The sequence below is a fragment of the uncultured Kriegella sp. genome, assembly GCF_963975415.1.
Lineage (GTDB): Bacteria > Bacteroidota > Bacteroidia > Flavobacteriales > Flavobacteriaceae > Kriegella.
Genome location: NZ_CAXBGN010000008.1, coordinates 211,559 through 230,344, shown reverse-complemented (window position 1 = coordinate 230,344; position 18,786 = coordinate 211,559). Strand labels below are relative to the sequence as shown.

The 18,786-nt window shown below is 38.9% G+C and carries 17 protein-coding genes; 11 read left to right on the top strand and 6 right to left on the bottom strand.

Translation table 11 applies throughout. From position 1 onward, the window contains the following. Positions 1-259 precede the first annotated feature (259 nt). On the top strand, positions 260-1,054 hold the full coding sequence (locus tag AACZ88_RS17485) for a nucleoside deaminase (protein WP_339712967.1): 795 nt from the start codon (positions 260-262) through the stop codon (positions 1,052-1,054). 183 nt (positions 1,055-1,237) lie between these two features. Here the strand turns inward: AACZ88_RS17485 and AACZ88_RS17480 are convergent, their stop codons facing one another. Further along, positions 1,238-1,612, bottom strand: a complete 375-nt coding sequence (locus AACZ88_RS17480) for a helix-turn-helix domain-containing protein (protein WP_339712964.1) — start codon at positions 1,610-1,612, stop codon at positions 1,238-1,240. Positions 1,613-1,725: 113 nt separating this feature from the next. On the opposite strand from AACZ88_RS17480, the gene AACZ88_RS17475 reads away from it, so the two are divergent. The 4 genes from AACZ88_RS17475 (at position 1,726) to AACZ88_RS17460 (ending at position 6,531) form a co-directional block, all read left to right on the top strand. Beyond that, positions 1,726-2,106: a DoxX family protein gene (locus AACZ88_RS17475; RefSeq protein WP_339712961.1), complete on the top strand. Its 381-nt coding sequence runs from the start codon at positions 1,726-1,728 to the stop codon at positions 2,104-2,106. A 375-nt stretch (positions 2,107-2,481) separates the two neighbouring features. Further along, positions 2,482-3,483: an NAD(P)-dependent alcohol dehydrogenase gene (locus tag AACZ88_RS17470; RefSeq protein ID WP_339712958.1), complete on the top strand. Its 1,002-nt coding sequence runs from the start codon at positions 2,482-2,484 to the stop codon at positions 3,481-3,483. Positions 3,484-3,813: 330 nt separating this feature from the next. Further along, positions 3,814-5,277 carry a DUF6298 domain-containing protein gene (locus tag AACZ88_RS17465; protein WP_339712956.1) on the top strand — a complete coding sequence of 488 codons (1,464 nt, stop codon included), beginning with the start codon at positions 3,814-3,816 and terminating at the stop codon, positions 5,275-5,277. A gap of 213 nt (positions 5,278-5,490) precedes the next feature. Further along, entirely contained in the window at positions 5,491-6,531 is a 1,041-nt protein-coding gene (locus AACZ88_RS17460) for a serine hydrolase domain-containing protein (protein WP_339712954.1), read from the top strand. 126 nt (positions 6,532-6,657) lie between these two features. Here AACZ88_RS17460 and AACZ88_RS17455 read toward each other — a convergent pair whose 3' ends face one another. Next, the gene (locus AACZ88_RS17455) at positions 6,658-8,454 is read right to left on the bottom strand and encodes a DUF885 domain-containing protein (protein ID WP_339712951.1); all 1,797 of its coding nucleotides are present in this window, start codon (positions 8,452-8,454) and stop codon (positions 6,658-6,660) included. A 475-nt stretch (positions 8,455-8,929) separates the two neighbouring features. Between AACZ88_RS17455 and AACZ88_RS17450 the strand changes: the two genes are divergently transcribed. From AACZ88_RS17450 to AACZ88_RS17440, 3 genes are read left to right on the top strand one after another with little or no spacing between them, the layout of a single operon-like run. Further along, positions 8,930-9,469 carry an RNA polymerase sigma factor gene (locus AACZ88_RS17450; RefSeq protein ID WP_339712948.1) on the top strand — a complete coding sequence of 180 codons (540 nt, stop codon included), beginning with the start codon at positions 8,930-8,932 and terminating at the stop codon, positions 9,467-9,469. Then, positions 9,466-10,014 (top strand): hypothetical protein, encoded by a 549-nt coding sequence (locus AACZ88_RS17445; RefSeq protein WP_339712945.1) that lies wholly within the window; start codon positions 9,466-9,468, stop codon positions 10,012-10,014. The genes AACZ88_RS17450 and AACZ88_RS17445 overlap by 4 nt, the downstream gene beginning before the upstream one ends. Next, positions 9,998-11,086 (top strand): hypothetical protein, encoded by a 1,089-nt coding sequence (locus AACZ88_RS17440; protein WP_339712942.1) that lies wholly within the window; start codon positions 9,998-10,000, stop codon positions 11,084-11,086. Before AACZ88_RS17445 ends, AACZ88_RS17440 begins: the two co-directional genes overlap by 17 nt. A 31-nt stretch (positions 11,087-11,117) precedes the next feature. On the opposite strand, the gene AACZ88_RS17435 is transcribed toward AACZ88_RS17440, so the two are convergent. Then, positions 11,118-12,554, bottom strand: coding sequence for a sulfatase-like hydrolase/transferase (locus AACZ88_RS17435; RefSeq protein ID WP_339712939.1), 1,437 nt, complete (start codon positions 12,552-12,554; stop codon positions 11,118-11,120). Between the two features lie 240 nt (positions 12,555-12,794). Between AACZ88_RS17435 and AACZ88_RS17430 the strand changes: the two genes are divergently transcribed. Genes AACZ88_RS17430 through AACZ88_RS17420 form a run of 3 tightly spaced genes read left to right on the top strand, consistent with a single transcriptional unit; the run spans position 12,795 to position 14,395 of the window. Beyond that, positions 12,795-13,457 (top strand): hypothetical protein, encoded by a 663-nt coding sequence (locus AACZ88_RS17430; protein ID WP_339712936.1) that lies wholly within the window; start codon positions 12,795-12,797, stop codon positions 13,455-13,457. A 1-nt stretch (position 13,458) separates the two neighbouring features. After that, the gene (locus AACZ88_RS17425) at positions 13,459-13,671 is read left to right on the top strand and encodes a hypothetical protein (RefSeq protein ID WP_339712933.1); all 213 of its coding nucleotides are present in this window, start codon (positions 13,459-13,461) and stop codon (positions 13,669-13,671) included. 1 nt (position 13,672) lies between these two features. Beyond that, positions 13,673-14,395, top strand: a complete 723-nt coding sequence (locus tag AACZ88_RS17420) for a head GIN domain-containing protein (protein WP_339712931.1) — start codon at positions 13,673-13,675, stop codon at positions 14,393-14,395. A gap of 200 nt (positions 14,396-14,595) precedes the next feature. Here AACZ88_RS17420 and AACZ88_RS17415 read toward each other — a convergent pair whose 3' ends face one another. From AACZ88_RS17415 to hisIE, 3 genes are all read right to left on the bottom strand, one after another. Continuing rightward, positions 14,596-16,533: a heparinase II/III family protein gene (locus AACZ88_RS17415; RefSeq protein ID WP_339712928.1), complete on the bottom strand. Its 1,938-nt coding sequence runs from the start codon at positions 16,531-16,533 to the stop codon at positions 14,596-14,598. 115 nt (positions 16,534-16,648) lie between these two features. Then, on the bottom strand, positions 16,649-18,061 hold the full coding sequence (locus AACZ88_RS17410) for a Gfo/Idh/MocA family oxidoreductase (RefSeq protein ID WP_339712925.1): 1,413 nt from the start codon (positions 18,059-18,061) through the stop codon (positions 16,649-16,651). A gap of 75 nt (positions 18,062-18,136) precedes the next feature. Further along, positions 18,137-18,733, bottom strand: a complete 597-nt coding sequence (hisIE, locus tag AACZ88_RS17405) for a bifunctional phosphoribosyl-AMP cyclohydrolase/phosphoribosyl-ATP diphosphatase HisIE (protein ID WP_339712977.1) — start codon at positions 18,731-18,733, stop codon at positions 18,137-18,139. Between the last annotated feature and the right edge of the window lie 53 nt (positions 18,734-18,786).

Below are 18,786 nucleotides of genomic sequence, written 5' to 3'. Positions count from 1 at the left end.
TTGTTTTAGAGAACTTTAAAGATAATGGACACGCTGCTTTTACATAGATGCTATACGTAATGCGGACTTTAGGGCAAAGCTGAAAGGTCTGTGTATATATATGAGGTCGCAAAATCTTCGGGATTTTGCTTTGAACAAAAAAACCTAAGAAACAAACAAGAATCTACAAGGTTGGAAACTAATTTAGTGTAAACCATGTCTCTTAACGAACATTTGGGCAATTAATTATCATCTATAAAGCTTAATAAATAAATTTTTAATGAAAAAAACATATTTCTTAATTAGCATTTTTATTTTGTCAATATGCTTTTTTTCATGTGCAATAAAACGGTCCAATTCTAAATTAAATATTGAAAAATGTGAATGTACTGTTGATTCAGCTTCTGTTGATTCGGTTTCATTGGAACAACAAGAACTTGACTATTTTTATTCCTTAATGGCATATGCAGTAGTTCATAAAGATTGGCAAGTTAACGCTCTTGAAGGTAGAGGATATAACATTGGTTCTGTGTTGGTGGATAGTGCTAAATATGTTGTTAACTGGGCGAGAAATTCAGTAAATATTAAAATGAACGGAACGCAACATGGAGAAGTACGAGTGATACAATCCTATTTAGACAGTGTTCCATCCTTTTCTTTAAAAGGCTTTTCAATATATACAACATTAGAACCATGTGCAATGTGTTCTGGCATGATGAAATTGACCAATGTACATAGAACCATTTATGGTCAAACAGATCCCACCTACGGAAAGGCACTGGAAAGACTCCAATTAGAATCAGGCTCATGTTGCAGAGGTGGTTATTTCCCATATCCACGACCTGTAATTTCAGATAAATCACCTGACCTTATATCAGTGGAAATAGATTCAGCATATGCAAGGTACAAAGGAAAATATATAGTTGATTTTTTAACAACACCAGTAGCTGAAAAATTATTTAAGAAAGCATCAAAAATGTTTCAACAATATAAAAAAGCTAAATATGTAGAAAATCAAAAGTATATTGATAGTGCTCATAAATTTTATAATTTAGTTGATGCCTCCATTAAGTAGCAAATAAAGAACTATTGGCACAACCTATAAAATTAATTGCTTGTTACTAGCCTACTTACGAAAATCCTCCCGGATTTTCTATCTAGTTTTTATTTTCTAAATTAGGTGCTTAAAAACGCCACTAACCATACACAAACACGTTGTGTGACACCATCGGTGGCAGTACTGTACTACGAATTCATATTACACACGAATTGGGTCAACTGTTTCAGACTTGTCGCCAAAGATTAGCTTTCTATGATTGACACCCCAATTGTGCAATTCAAAAATGACTTTTTCCAGCGTTTTAGAATGGTTTGTAGGTTTATATTCTGTTCTCACCGGAAAACCATTTAAAACTGTTCTAGTAATCAACTGATTTTCTTCCATATCTTTCAATTCCTTTGACAAAACTTTGGTGCTTAACTTCGGAATACTGCGCTCTATTTCCCTAAAGTGCTTATTTCCTTCCCAAACTGAAATCAAGATTAAAAGTTTCCATTTTCCACCGATTACATCTAAAGTGTCCCTTACGGGCAACAAAGCTGACGTACACTCTTTATGTTCTTTCTTTTTCATCTCCATTAATTTAATGATTACCTAAAAGTAACTGATCACCTTTAGGTAACTGATTACTAATGGTAATCAAAAATAGTTAATTTAGCCGTATTAATAATTATAACGATTTAAAAATGAAAAACAAGATTCTTACAGCTTTATGTATACTATTCGGATTAATGATGATTAATTCAGGTGCAAACAAATTCTTCAATTATATGCCCATGCCCGAAATGTCGGAAGAAATGATGCAAATTATGGGCGGATTTATGACCATTGAATGGATTTTTCCGCTTGTAGCAATTATTGAAATCATTGGAGGAGCTTTAATCGCAATCCCGAGAACAAGAGCATTGGGTGCATTAATAATCCTTCCTGTTATGGTGGGAATATTTGTTCACCATCTAGTTCACGACCTATCGGGCATTGGAATCGCATTACTATTATTCGCCATTAATATTTGGGCAATTGTTGCCAATTGGGATAAATACGAACCCATCATAAAAGGCAAATAGAAAAAAATAATAAAATGAGAGTTCATAGGCTATGAATATAATGACGGTGATGGCGTAATTGTTAATACCGGGACATCCAATATCGGTAAGAGCATTATAGTAAATGCTTCTACAGGTAATGTAAATTGTACTGACCTGGCCTTTGGAAAAGTTTCTGATTACAACCTGTTCGAACTGGCCTATGGATATACTTACATTGAGGTGAAAATTGATGATACATACTTTAGTGCCAAATCGAATGGTCTGCGTATATTTATAATGCCGTAATTTTTTCTGCCCCGACGCTTTCGGGTTTGTTCGGACAAGCATAAAATAAAACGGAACAATACGCTTTAGCTCAACCGCTGTACTCCGTTAGCGAATGAACCATAAAAAATGAAAGCATCAATACGAAGAAATTATTGTTTGCCAAGTCAATTAAAGATTGAGCAGATTGAAAAACCAATTCCAAAAGACAATGAAGTATTGATTAGGGTTTATGCTACCACCGTCAATAGAACAGATTGTGCCAACCTTACAGCTAAACCCTTTATCATGCGGTTTGTTTTGGGGTTATTCAAACCAAGGAAAATCATCGTGGGCACAGACTTTGCAGGAGAAGTAATAGCAATTGGAAAAAATGTCAACTCCATAAATATGGGAGACAGAGTATTCGGTTTTAATGATACAGGTTCCGAATCTCAAGCCGAATACTTAACAACTGTTACGGAAAATACCTTCACTATTCCAAAAAATATTGATTTCAAACAGGCAGCCGCAAGTTTGGAAGGAGCCCATTACGCTTACACTTTTATTCATAAAGTAAATATCAAATCGGGGCAGCGCATTCTAATAAATGGAGCAACTGGAGCCATTGGTTCTGCACTGTTACAATTTGTCAGGCAATATGAGGTCAACATAACCGCAACCTGCAACACTAAGAATATCGAACTAATACAAACTTTGGGAGCTGACAAAATTTTTGATTACACGAAAAAAGATTTTACCGATGATAGCGGAAAGTATGATTTTATTTTTGATACGGTTGGAAAAAGTACTTTTGGGAAGTGCAAATCATTATTAAATAAAAAAGGAGTTTACATTTCCTCTGAATTAGGCCCTTATAGTCAAAATGTCTTCTACCCCCTATTGAATGCTATCTCAAGTAAAAAAGTAATCTTCCCTATTCCATACCATAAGAGCGAAACCATACCATATATCAGTAGGCACTTAGCGAAAGGCAGCTTTAGGCCAGTGGTTGACAGAGAATATCAATTGAAAGATATCGCCAAGGCCTACGAATATGTAATCAAAGGAGAAAAAACAGGAAATGTTTTAATCAATATTAAGAATAATCAAAGTACAATAGAACCAAAACAGCATTCAAACACCGTTTAACCAGACGTTGTGCTTGATTCATCAATGGACTTATCGCCAAAAAGAGTTTGTAAAATAGCTGCATTAGGTTTTATAATTGATGTTAACCCTAAGGGCATCCTTAAAAAATCACTCGGGAACGCACTCAATTCCCCAATTTAAAATAGCATTTACCGTAAGCAGTTGCAACAGAAAACACATTCGCTTTAAATTCTTAATTACATATCTTTATAGAATTAGGGGTGTGACCAAAATCAGCAAAGCAAGGGGGTATGTCGCCATAAGTAAGATATTTGCTCTGTGATTGATATTCTTGGACCCATCCAAATATTTTAAACCGATCACCCATAAATGAAAAAAAATATTCCGCTAGTATTGATATTTTTCGCAGTGCTTCAGATAACGGCACAGCAATTCGATGGCCCATTACGTGTACACCCGGAAAACGGTCGATATTTCACCGACAATTCGGGAAGAGCCATTTATTTGACAGGCTCGCACACTTGGGCGAATTTTCAAGAAAGTAGAACGCCGAGCGATTCTCTTTTCGATTATCAGGGCTATTTAAAAATGTTAAAAACTAACAATCACAATTTTATTCGCCAATGGACATGGGAACATGCCAGAAAAGCTTCTTGGACAACCGATGATGTCGTTTTTTCACCATTGCCCTACAAAATGGTAAAGCATAAAGGCAAAGAACGTTATGATTTATCGCAATGGAACGAAAAATATTTCGAACGATTGCGAACTCGAGTTAAAGCGGCCGCCGATGTGGGTATTTATGTTTCCGTTATGCTCTTTCAGGGGTGGAGTCAGAATAGATTAGAGACACCTGGTAGCGACCCGTGGGTATATCACCCGCTTAATCCGGTCAACAATATAAATGGCGTAGGAAAATCGGTGAAGAACAATGGTTTTGACGATGAAACTATGGGTACTTTACATTCGATGAATAATGGCGATGTGCTTGAACAGCAAGAAGCGTATGTAAAAAAAGTGATTGAAACCGTAAATGATCTTGACAATGTACTTTATGAGATATTAAATGAGGGGGGAACGAAAAAATGGCAATACCATATGGTGAATTTAGTAAAGGAAATTGAAAAATCGATGCCCAAACAGCATCCTGTGGGCATGACTCATGCTTCGGTGGTAAGCCCACCAATGTTTAATGATGATTTATGGGAAAGTCCGGCAGATTGGATATCTCCGGCAACCGAACCCATTGCGTGGATGTACAAGGGCACTGATTATCTTCAAGATTATAAAAGCGATCCCCCTGCGAATTCCGGCAAAAAAGTAGTACTGCTCGATACAGACCATTTGGGAGGGCACTGGGGAAATTATAGCTGGGCATGGAAATCGTTTGTTCGCGGTCATAACCCAATTTTTATGGATTCGTGGGTACCATTGGCCGGAAACTATGATAGGGCGAAAAGCCCATCGATATTCTACGTTGGCGGGGTGACCAAAAATGACGCAGACCATCCGGATTATGAACCTCTACGTAAAAATATGGGATATATACTTGCTTTGGCAGACCGCATAGATTTAGCAAAAATGACTCCACAAGACCAATTATGCTCTACCCGGTTTTGTTTAGCCGACCCTGGGCAAGAATATGTTATTTACTTGCCAGAAGGCAAGGGAACGCTAGATTTGAGAAATGCGGATGTGGAATTTAATGTCGAATGGTTCTTTCCCATAATAAACAGAACTATCAAAGGAAAAGAAACCTTGAAAGGCGGCAGTTATAAGGCCCTTATCGCTCCGTTCACGGGTGCTGCGGTCTTATATTTGAAAAAGAAATGAAAAAATGGGTTATTTTTAAACAGCTTTATGGCATAAAGAATGCCATAATAGCACTGTTCAATGATCACTTAACTGATTTAAGATAAACAAAATGCTAAATTAAAAGATTTGGACCGTTTTTCAAATCTGCTACCCCGATGTCCACCGGGGATGAATTTGGTTTTAAAATAAAAGAAATATAAAAATAGACCGAGTGCCACTCCTTGAAAAAGTATGAAGAATAAGAAACGACCAAAACAGATATTTAGAATAGTATTGCTTGTTGGAACTATTATCTCGATGTTTTTTGTTCCATGGATCTTGGTAAAGGCGTGGATATTACCACTACCCGATACGGTACAAGAACAAGTTGATCAAGCCATTGACCATGATTTTGATGGAATGATCGTCTATGTCGATGAGCCAGGCAAACCGCCAGCATTCTATGCAGCTGGCTGGCATGATCGAAAAAACAAAATTCCTGCCGATCCAAAAGCCTTATTTAAAATAGCAAGTATCGGCAAATTGTATGTTGCCGTCGCCATAACAAAATTAGTTCATGACAACCGTTTGTCCCTAGACAAAACCCTTGCTGATTATTTTCCCGAACTTGTGGGGAAAATTGAAAATGCAAAAAAAATAACCTTACGCATGATGGTACAACATCGAAGTGGCATTCCGAACTATGTCGACCATCCTGAATTTTGGAATAAGCAACCTGGGAGTAATGACGAAGCACTTGAATTAGCAATTGATATGCCCGCCAGCTTTATGCCCGGTGAAGATTATGGCTATTCAAACACCAACTATTTATTGCTTCGCAAGCTCATAGACAAAGTTGTGGGCTATGATAATCACCAATATATCAAAGAGGAAATTTTGATGCCACTCGAGCTCAACAATACGTTTGGGTCCCTTAGTGAGGTGAATATAGACGATGTAATGAGTGGCTATTACGTTGGCTATGAGGAAGATTTTAAAACAGAGGAACGGGGAATGCTAGCTACGGCAGAAGACGTGGGCATATTCTTGAGGGCATTAAACGATGGCTCAGTGTTCCGTGAAGGGGAACAAGAAATTTATTCTTCCATTTATGTCTACGAACATACAGGTCTTGTTGTTGGTTATCAGAGTATAGCGAAATACCATGAAGACATTGATACGGTTGTCATTCAATTTAATAATACAACCAATTTTAATGGATATGACTGGAATTTATCGGAAATTATATACAGTCGTATTGTCAAAATTCTGAAAAACAAAAGAAGCTCATGACCAAGATAAGGAACATAAAACTGCCCGTTGGTTTACCCTTCCATTGCTAAAAAAAGGGCTTTAGTTGATGCCATAACGCCCAATTTTCCAAACTAACCAATCAAATAGTCCATTTGTAAACTATTGTTATTCCTTTTGGGAACTTATCCAATCATTGACCCTACGTTCCAATAATTCCAGTGGCAAAGCCCCGCCCCCGAGAATGGTATCATGAAACCCCTTAATATCAAATCGATCTCCCAATGCTGCTTCCGCATTTTTACGCAATTCCTGAATTTTCAGCATTCCGATTTTATAACCGGTAGCTTGACCCGGCATGACCATGTAGCGCTGTACCTCTGCTTTTGTTGCCCCTTCTGAAATGGAGGAGTTTTCCATGAAGTACTTGATTCCGTCCGCTTCTGTCCATCCCTTGACATGTAATCCGGTGTCTACCACTAGACGAATAGCCCTCCATATTTCATTGACCAAACGACCAAAATCATAATATGGATTTTGATACCCGCCCATTTCCTTGGCCAAAGCCTCTGTATACAATGCCCATCCTTCACTATACGCATTAAAGCCTGCTTGCGTTCTAAACTTAGGAACATCATCTAACTCTTGGGCAATGGACACCTGCATATGATGACCTGGGCTTCCTTCGTGATAAGCAACGCCTTCCAAGGTTGAACGGGGCATCGCATTCATATCCGATAAATGCACATAATACGTACCCGGTCTAGATCCATCAGGTGTTCCTTTCATATAGTGCTGCGGTGCACCATCTTGTTCCCTAAAGGCCTCAACACGCCTCACTTCCAATTTGGCTTTAGGTAGTATTCCGAAATAATCAGGTAACTTATTATTAATGGCATCCAAATATTTAGTGGATTCATCCAAATAGGCTTGTCTGCCTTCATCGGTATTCGGAAAATAGAACTGCTCATCTGTATTTACAAACGTAAAGAACGCATCTAAATCACCATCAAAACCAACTTTATCTTTTATAGCCATCATCTCCCCTTTAATTCGGGCCACCTCTTTAAGACCAATTTCATGAATTTCATCGGCAGAAAGGGCTGTCGTTGTTGAAACCTTTAATTTGTAATTATAAAAATCTTTGCCATTGGGGTGACGACTAACCCCTGTTGGCTCTGCCACTGCATTATCCAGCTCTCCCTCTAACCAGGATATCAGATTCTCATAGGCGGGTGTAAAATAATCTTTAATCGCCGATTCCGATTGTGCTTTAAGTGCGGTTGCCTCTTCCGAAGCGATTTTCTCCGCTGCCAAGAGGGTGTCTATTTTTCGTTTCATGTCTTCCAAAACGGGCGCGCCACTGAGTAAGCCCTTCGCTTGCCCAATTACGATTTCAAATGTAAATTTTGGAGGCAATATTCCCAAAGCAGCTTGGTCTTTTGCCCTATCTATCAATTGATTTATAGCCCTGCCCGTTTCCTGAATTCTAGAAATATAGGCGTTCATATCGGCAATACTGTCCACTTTATGAAAATTGATCAAATAGCTCGGTAGGCTGGTATGGTATCCGCGCATTTGGTCAAATACATAACTCATATCCCTATAAGCCTTACCCTCCTTTAATGTTTCATATTGATAGCCCCATAAATCATACGAAGTTTGATCGGTATCATTAAGGTTTTCGTAATCAAATCTTTCTTTTAATTCATTAATGCTCTCGGTATACCAAGCCAATTTTTTATCCTCGGCTTCCTTGCTCATGTCATCGATCTTGTCATACTGATCTTTTCTACCTTGAACGGTAAGACTTAAAGGGCTCATCTGCAACAACTCTTCGTATTTAAGATCAAACCATGTGTTGAGCTCTTCCGATTGATCGACTTCTTGTTTGGGTGTTTCTTTACATGCGGAAAATGATAAAAAAAGAAGCATAGTAAAACCGAGGAAATTATTTCTTTTCATAATATATCTGTTGGTTTAGTTCTTGAAAATGGTTAAAGAGCAAAGCAAATGCCAATAAAATTGGTAAGCTCTTCAAATTTATGGTAAGTTACTTAATTTGGTTCTTTATGTAGTATTTCAAGCCCCAAAAGAATTATAGCCTGTTTTCTGTCACCTTATGAACAAATCAAAAAAAATTATCGGCTATTTGAAAGAAACCGGCAACTAAAGTAAGTAAGCTTCATTAATTATTCCGGTCTTAGTATTTCACTACTTTCTATTTATCAATAGGTAAACTTTATCGAGTACTCAAAATCTACTACTGGTTAAAGAATTCTTGCAATGCTACTTAAAATCAAAAAAAAATAGACACATTTTTAAGAGGTATTTTACCTATCATACATCGTATTTTGTACTTTTTCCCACTCAAATGCAACCTTAGCAATTCTCTATTGTCTTTACTAATGAAATAGCGACAAAAAACCTGACCAACTCGTTGGAAACTGAAATCCGATTTACGCACCAAGCGCTTGTAGAGCAATCTAAGACAGGCCATCGCAGTTCGCAATACCAATTGTATTCGCTCTATGTTGATGCGATGTACAACACCGGTTTGCGAATGTTGGGCAATAAAGAAGATGCCGAAGATATTGTTCAGGACAGTTTCGTCGATGCTTTTAAAAATTTAGGAAGTTTTAAATACGACAGTTCGTTTGGGGCTTGGCTCAAACGCATCGTTATCAACAAGAGCATCAACTATCTAAAAGCAAAACGAATTGCCGTTGTACCAATGGATGACCATGAATATCATCTCTGTGAAGAAACTGATGAAAAGGCGGAAGCAGTCGATATTAAGAAGGTAAAGAAGGGAATTGAAGCACTGCCCACAGGTTACCAACAGATTATAAACCTGTACTTGATCGAAGGGTATGACCACAATGAAATTGGGGAAGTTTTAGGTATTTCGGTATCGACCTCCAAATCACAATACCATAGGGCGAAGAAAAAATTAGTTGAAATTATAAAGGAATTATGATGGATGATTTTGAAAAACACATTAGGAAGCATAGCAAAGAATTCGATGAACATACAGCGCATAGGGATAAACTTTGGGCGAACATAGCATCGGAATTAGATAATACAACGGTTAAAGTAGTTCCCTTATGGAAATCACCGTTCCTCAAAATAGCTGCAACAGTGGTAATTCTTCTAGGTATTGGCGCTTTTATTGGCCTGAGCATATTTGGCGGAAGTTACAACACCAAAGAAGATCGTTTTGCCTCTCAGGAACTGATGGATATCGATATGCACTATAAAAACCTAGTTTCGCACCAGGTACAATTACTACAGAACAATCCAAAGCTTTCCGATAGCGATAAAACCGCGTTTCTCTCCTTTATGGATGAGCTCGACGAAGAATATGATGTACTGCGACAAGAGATGCAAAAAAACTTGGATAATGAACTAGTACTCGAAGCCATCATTACCAATTACAAAAAGAGAATTGAACTGATAGAGAATTTGCTCAAGCAAATAAACAATGCTACACTAAAAGATGACAATTATGGCTATACCCTGTAAAAATCTGCTGATTATCATGGCTGCTGTTCTTTTTAGCCTGTCGTTGCCCGCACAGACGGAGGTGTCCAAAAAGATATCGAAAACCTATGATATGACCAGTGCTGGTGAACTATACCTTGATAATAAATATGGCGATGTTACCATTCAAGGCTGGAAAAAGAATTCAATTTCCATTTTGGTTGAAATTACGGTCACCCATAAAAAAAAGGAGAATGCCGAAGACCTTTTAAGTCGTATTTCTCCAAATATAAAAGTAATAAACAACTTTATATCGGTAAGTTCAGATATCGCCGAAAAAAGTACCGGCTTTTTTGCAAAATATTTCAACAAAGCGAATCCGTTTGATTTTGACCGAAGCAATGTGCAGATAAATTATACGGTCAATCTACCGGCAAAAGCAGAATTGGAGATTATAAATAAGTTCGGTGATGTCATTGTAGAGGATTATTCCGGAAAACTAAAGTTAGACGCACAACACGGCGATGTATGGATCAATGAAAACCTCAATAATGCCGATGTAAACCTAAGATACGGGAAACTCAGGGCCGAATCAATAAATTACGGAAGTATACGTCTAAAAAACGGAAGTCTGAATCTAGAAAAATCAAAAGATCTAAGGCTGAATAGTAGTGGGTCGAACATTGACATTGAAACGGTAACCGCTCTTGAAATCTATTCCAGTAAAGATGAAATTACCATCGACGAGGTCGAATCGATACAGGGATCATTAGAGTTTACCAATATGCAATTAAACAATGTAGACGACCAAATCAATCTCGGTATGAAAATAGCCGATTTTAAGGTACTTGAGGTTCATAGTGCTGATGCATCGATTGTCATTCATCAAGAATCGTCTGAAATCAGCCTGAATGTCGATGGCTTTTCGTTCAATTTCGATGCTACTTTAGAGGAAGGGTTGGTGCGCCTGCCAAAATCTTTTGAAAATGTGCATACCAAGATGCTCGATAAAGGAAAGAGAATTCGCGAAATAACTGCAAAATATGGGAATGATACACAAGGGAAAATTTCGATAACAGGCGAAAAAGGGGTGATTTTATTGAAAGAGTTTTAACACCTGTTGAGAACATGTCAATTAGTTTGTTTCATTTATCCCGATGACTTGAAATTTCATGTTTTTCCTTTTCTATGTAGGCGTACCACGACACTACTTTTTGAATCATTAGCTTGGCTTGTGCACTCTGCGTTTCGGCGAGGTTATGACGTTCACTAGGGTCATCGACAATATTATAAAGCTCGGGTCGGCTCCCGTCATAATCGCATAAAAGCTTCCAATCTCCTTCACGAACTGCCAAATCAGGAAGGTTCTCGAAACCGTAATAATTCTTTCTGTCGGGAGGTCGACTATAGAATATAGGCGAAGTACGAGACAAAGCTGACTCACCAAGAATCGTTTTTAGTACGTTTTCTCCGTCAATATTAGAATTTTGCGAAGCCTTTGTTCCTGCAAACGCTAACAAGGAAGGTGCCATATCGATGGCCGAAAAAACCGATTCCCTATTACGTGTCCCCTTTGCTTTTTTATCTATAAATGAGGGACCCCAAACGATTAGGGAAGAACGGATACCCCCTTCGTATAAATGGGTTTTATAGCCTTTTAATGCCCCGGCTCTCCCCGCGCCCAATTCAGGTCCATTATCGGAACAAAACACAATCAACGTATTATCGCGTAATGCATCGCTCGAGCGAATATAATCGAAAAGTTTACCGAACTGTTGGTCCATAGCCTCCAAAACCGCAAGGTATAACCCTCTTTTCCCAGCTTCTTTTGCGAGTCCGTATTCCTCGAATGGCGGCCAATAGGGGCTATGCACATCATCGGGCCATATATTTACGTAAAAGGGTTTTCGCTCTTTAGTTGCATTCCTCATAAATTGTATAGCTGCATCAATAAATCCGGTGGTGATCTCTGACCTTTGCATCCACGTAACTGGATTCCCAAGTATTTCGGCTTTTTCCCAAATCTGACCAACTTTCCCCGTTTCGTCTTTTGTTAGTGGGAGTAGCTTGGCACCCATTCCCTCAAAATTGGTCAATGATGCATCAAAGCCATATTCGGTGATTTCCGGTGCTTCATCGACATCGCGTTGTCCGCCCATATGCCATTTGCCAAAATGACCAGTGGCATATCCCGCCTTTTGAAGACTTCGTGCCAACATAGGGGCAGCAGGGTCCAACCAGTTGGCCATACCTCTTTTTGCATTATCCGCACGATGTGATAGATATGAGGTAATATTCCAACGCTGCGGATAGGTTCCCGTAGAAATAGCCACGCGCGACGGCGAACAAATGGGAGAATTCACATAAAATTGCCCAAAGCTGATACCTTCCGAAGCCAGTTTATCGATATTCGGGGTCTTGGCATCAGTATTACCAAAAGAAGATAAATCTGCCCATCCCATATCGTCAATAAATATCAGTATAATATTTGGCTCCCGGTCTTTTTCAATAGTTGAGCAACCACATAAATAAAGTACGGCAGCGACAATAAATAGCTTATGGATTCTTTTGCTAATGGTCATTCGTCTATTGTTTTTTTTAGGATAGGCACTCAAACGGATGAGGACAAATAATTAACACAATGTAACCATTTTTATTCCACTTTTACAATCCTATATGTTGTGACTTTGCACAAAATTCAGCTTGTTAAATTTTTTTTTTCGAATTCGGTGCAACTTTTTTAGAGTTGATCTGTCTATTAGGTATATCAACATGTCTTGTACATGGCTAGAATCAACTATTCAATCGAAAATCATCACAAAATGAAACAATTATTATTTAGCTTTTTGACCTTATTTTTCGGAGCCATTTTTTCAACCATGGCCCAACAAACAAACGACGACTATGTCGAATTCAACGACCGTAACAATGTTGTACATGGCGTTTATTTGGGTTTAAATATGCGTGTTGGCGAAGTCGAAAATAAAGATGCATATATGGCCGCACTTAAAATTGCTTATGTTGCCAACCAACAATTCGAAGTCGGTTTTGAGGGTAACTTCATTTATTCTGAACAAGATGTTTATAATAGCTCGTTGTCGAGACATGAAGATCTTGTGGGTGCCTACGGGGGGCTACACCTAGAACCGATACTTTTCAGCAAATCTAGGGTCAATTTATCTTTTCCCCTTTTAATAGGTGCAGGTGGAGTTGGTTATATCGGAAATAATTTTCATGATGAGGATTTTGATGAAGAATTGGACGAAGATGATTTTGATGGCTTTATTGTAGCCGAACCCGGTGTGAATTTACTGTTCAATGTTTCAAGATATCTTCAGTTGGAAGCAGGTGTCAAATATCGCTTTACGAGCAAAATCGATTTGGTTCCCGGTAGTCTTGAACGGGTCAATGGGTTTTCTGCAGGAATCGGCATCAAGGTCGGAATTTTCAACATGGGTAGAAATCGATACAAAAAAAATATCTAAGATGAAAAATACATCCGTCACCCGCTGTAGCATCTGCCACGATGCTATACAGACACAGCATGTTTTTTCCGAAAACGATCAGGTATATCTAAAAATCGATTCAGTCGAAATTGCATCAGAGAAAACTTTTGAAGACCAATGGTCGCCCATAAATTTTCAATGGATATCCGATTTCGAACTTAGAAAAAATTTCATCAATCAATCAAATCAATAAAATGAAAACTACAACAATTTTTTTAAGTCTTATTTTTGGGAGCCTTCTTTTTTCCTCCTGTGACCTTGACCATGTTCTGGTATCTAAAAGAATTACAACTCGGGAATTCACCTACTCCGATTACAGCGGGATAAAGGTTTCCAACGCCTTTAACGTTTATGTGACCTTTTCCGATACGGAAGAACGAATTGAAGTTGAAGCCAATGCAAACTTGCATGATAAAATTCGTGTTCAAAAGGAAGGAAATGATCTTGTCATTGAAATGAAAAAACACACGTTGATTCGCGGAAAATCGACTCTGGACGTTTATATCAAAACAAAAAATATTTCAAATTTCGATATTTCCGGGGCATCGGAGGTTTTCCTAGAAAACGAACTGATCACACAAAGCGCCAACATCGAGTTATCGGGCGCTTCTGATTTCTATGGCGCCTTGAACGTATCGGCGTTGGAGATACAGGCAAAAGGGGCTTCGAACATTGACCTATTTGGTAATGCAGCCCATTTAGACGCCTCCCTTTCGGGAAGCAGTGAACTAAAAGATTATGACTTTATCGTTGGGGCAATAGACCTTCGTCTTTCAGGAGCAAGCGAAGCCTTTCTTTCCGTTACGGAGTCTATTGATATCAACGCTTCCGGAGCCAGCACTTTCAATTATAAAGGAAATGCCACAATACGCGATGAAAGCTTATCAGGTGGCTCAAAGGTCAGAAGAAGGGATTAATGTTGAATCAATTTATAGAGTGAGGGTGTCTAAAAAGCTAAAATAGTAGTCATTGCGAACGAAGTAAAGCAATCTGCAGGTTCACAGTAAATATATTACAGATTGCTTCGTACCTCGCAATGATGCAGCACATGACTTTTTAAACACCCTCATTGCTGACAAAATTTTTCTTTAGTGCTTGAAGTAAAGAACAAGATTTGTCATTTTTCCGGCTGTACCATGATATTTAAATTTTGGGAAGACATGCTTCCCAACACTTTAAACCGTATGCGATATAACAGCGCTCCCCAGATAGGAAACAATCTTGAATCTTCGTCAATAGCTACCTCCTCTATCGTGGGTTCCAAAAGTTTCTGGTCATATTGCAATAGTAAGCCACCTTTTCGCTGACCAAGTCGCAATAGGCCAGGCTTAATAATTTTCGGTTCAAGAGCGGCCATAAAATTAAGTTGTGTTTCCCCAGTATTTTCTAAAAGGGAATATGTGTCCGAAATTTCAAATTTTTCACCTCGTAACAGGGTATAACTACGTTGCCAATTTTTCACTTTGGCTTCCTTCGGGTATGCGCCAGAGATATCAAGCGAATAGAAAACCTTATCCTTTTCGGCTGTATAGGAGCTATTCTTTGCCTTAAATTCCAAACCATCCTTTTGGTCTACCCCATTGATTGTAGGTAAATTATGGTAACCCGATTGCATGGTCCATATCGAATATCTTTCCTTGCTAAATGTTTTGGCAGTATAAGTATCGACGCCAACATCGATCAATGCCGGCATACCATTGTAGTACAAAATAAAAGTACCGACATCATTGTGATTGTGGCTTTCTGCATTATGCCCTCCTTTTGCCGCAAAATAGAAGCCATCTAGACTTTCTGCTTGATCTCGTGCTGCCATTATCTGAGTATCCGGCAGATAAAAATCTCCTAACAACGGTTCCTTGGCTTTGGCATTTTTAATTTCTTCCAAATTGAACAAATCATCGAGTGCCAATTCTATTTTTCCTTTAAAGGCATTTTTTCCAAAATCTTGCTGTTTGGCCAAAAAAGCTCCAAAACCACTCATTATTGAATCGTTGATACGTTTGCCATAGCGATAAATGGTTCCCGGCCGGGATTTTAATTTGGCTGATGCATCGGCAAAATTCACAAAATATTCTCCATTGATATAGGCCCTGTAAATATATTTTCCAATGTTCTGCACAAGTGCTTCATCATAGATATCTATTTTTCCCTTGCTTCCTTTATAAAGCAATTCTAAATAATCGAACAATTTTCCACCTGCGTGACTCCAATACGATGGGCCTTCTTCACAACCTCCATCATCTTTATAGTAATTCATAAACTCATCAACTGAGAGCATGCTTTTTTGCACGTTCACGCTTCGGGTTATGGAATCTTTCTCCATTAACAGCATACAGTTTAGGGCATTATAATTGCACCAGGGGTTCCAATTATTCACGCTTTCATTGGTATAGCCCATCCACCAAAAATCATTTCGGGTATAGTATGGCGTTAATACCTTTTTATCGATTTCAAGTCTTAACCGTTCTAATATCAAGGGGTTCACCTTATTAATTTCCTCCTCTAGAAAATGGTGCGTCCATGCTAAATTGGCCGCCACTTTACCAACGCCCAAATCAATCGTAGGTTCCAGCACGTCGGGCAATCCCGCTCCGGCGCGTTGAAGGGACAAATGGGCTGAATTTCCCCAGTACGTCTGTTCGCTATAGTAGAATATACCGTTAATGATATCTTTTAAAAAGCGGCCCTTTCCTTCTACTAACTCTGCCAGTACCAAAGCCTCAAAAGCTTTAATGTTTTCTCGATAGGGCTTCTCCATAATTGTACGGCTTCCACTTTTCGTAAATTCTAAATAATGTGAAACCGGAATATACTTCCAACTGTACTCTAAATAGGCTTCCCCATTTTTGATATAATCGGCCCTTAGGTTTTGAGGAATTTTTTCCCATTCGCCCCGATCATTATAAGCCGGATAAGGCACCCATGATTGATCTTTAACAATATGTTTTTTAATCGTATCGTAAGGATAATTTCCGCTCAACAAATTCCGATAGGCCTGCGCATTGGTAAAATGTGCGCTGATCAAAAGAATGAAAAGGAATAGTACAGTTCTCATGTTTTATTTAGAAGTTTAATTTTGGAAAGTTAAAATGACCGATTCAAATTCTTTTTGGTCGGAAGCAACACAAAAAAAGCCCCGAAACGGAGCTTTTCATATATGTTTGAAATAATTATGCTATGATGCCAAGTGCCTTTGTGGTTTTCCAAGCCCCACGGGTGAAATCAGGAAACTCTTGAGGCGCACCATTCTGTGCAACCGAAGCTTCGCTAAGCGGGCCTACGGCACTCCAGTAACAGCCTTCATATACATTTTGGTCTAATGGCTCCCCTTTTCTAAGACATTCTATGATACGGTAACGCATAATAAAGTCCATGCCGCCATGACCGCCCATTTTTCTTGCCAATTCTCCCAAACGTTTATACAATGGGTGTTCATATTTTTCGAAGATGGCTTTCAGCTGGTCGCCCTCGGCCCATTCATGATGATTGTCAGGCCCACCGGGAATACCCCCTTCTAAAGCGACACGGTTTGGAAATCCGGCCAATGTTCCTTTGGTACCTTGAATCAAATTATGACGGGAATACGGTCTCGGACTGGTCTCATCCCATTGTACCATAATGGTTCGTCCCATATTGGTTTTAATAATTGAGGTACTCATATCCCCTCCTTTATAATCCAATTGGTTCCACTGATGGTCGGCAGGAAAATTCTTTTTAGCGTAAAGTGCCCGACCTTTTGCCGGTGAAGAAAAAGAATTCATAAATTTAAAATTATCCTCACCTCTTGCCAAGTTCATATACTGGGCCACGGGCCCTAGGCCATGTGTTGGATAGAGATTTCCGTTTCGATTGGCATAATGATAGGTACGCCATGAACCGGTTCCGCGTTCCACCTCATTCATTTGTCCTCTTAACTCATGAATATAAGATGCTTCTCCATGTAAAAGCTCACCAAGCACCCCTTGGCGACACATATTTAAATAAATAAGCTCTTCGCGACCGTAGTTGACGTTTTCCATCATCATGCAGTGCTTATTGGTCTTTTCGGAAGTGTCGACAATCTCCCACATTTCCTCTAAAGTGAGTGCAAGTGGCACTTCAACAAATGCATGCGAACCACTTTTCATGGCCTCAATGGCCATTGGTGCGTGTAATTTCCACGGTGTACAAATAAAAACAGCATCGGGCTTTTCCTTTTGCAACATCTTCTTCCAATCATTCTCCCCGTCTGTATATAATTTGATTTTTTTGTGACGTTCCCCTTTCCCGTTCTCTTTGCATTTATCGGCTGACCTTTGCGCTAAATCTTCATACAAATCGCAAATCGCCACGACCTCTGTTCCCTCAATAGAAGCAATCTGATGGGCATGACCGGCACCACGAGCTCCAACACCAATAAAAGCACAACGTACGGTATCTAATTTCGGAGCAGAATAATCGCCCATGTAAGAGGCGCCGGGAGATGGTGATGGTACATCATTTTTTAGTATTTGACCTTGTGCATTTGACAATGCAGGTGTTACCGCCAGTCCCAGCCCGGCAATCGATGTTTTTCTAAGAAAATCCCTTCTATTTGTGCTCATTATATCTTTTATTGTTATGATCGTTGCTAAAGTACAAAAAAAGGGAAAAAGAAAGGACGAAATAGATTTACGGATTTAGTGGCGTGATTTTAACACCTTTTCCACATCGTGTAACGTAAAGCCTTTGGCCTGCAATAAAATCAAATAATGAAAAAGCAAATCGGAACTTTCATCTAAAAACAATCGATCATCATCGTCTTTCGCCTCGATGACGACTTCCACGGCCTCCTCCCCTACCTTTTGGGCTATTTTATTAATACCTTTTCTAAAAAGGGAGGCAACATAGCTTTTCTCGTTCTCCTTATTGTCTTTTCTGTCTTTGATAACTTTTTCCAACTCGGACAGAAAACCAAAAGAGGATTTATTCTCTTCGTTCCAACAGGTGTCGGTACCTTTATGACAGGTAGGGCCGACCGGATTTACGGTAATCAATAAGGTATCTTTGTCACAATCATTTTGAATGCTCACAAGGTTTAAAAAATTACCGCTCTCCTCCCCTTTTGTCCACAACCGTTGTTTGGTGCGGCTATAAAAGGTAACCTTCCTGGTCTCTTCGGTCTTTTTCAAAGCCTCTTCGTTCATGTACCCCAGCATCAATACATTTTTAGTAATGGCATCTTGTATAATAGCGGGTACGAGTCCGTCTTTATTCTTCTTAAAATCTATCTGCATAATTTTGTTTTTCATTGTTCACTTTACGTTGTTCGTTGTTGGTTACTCTCGAA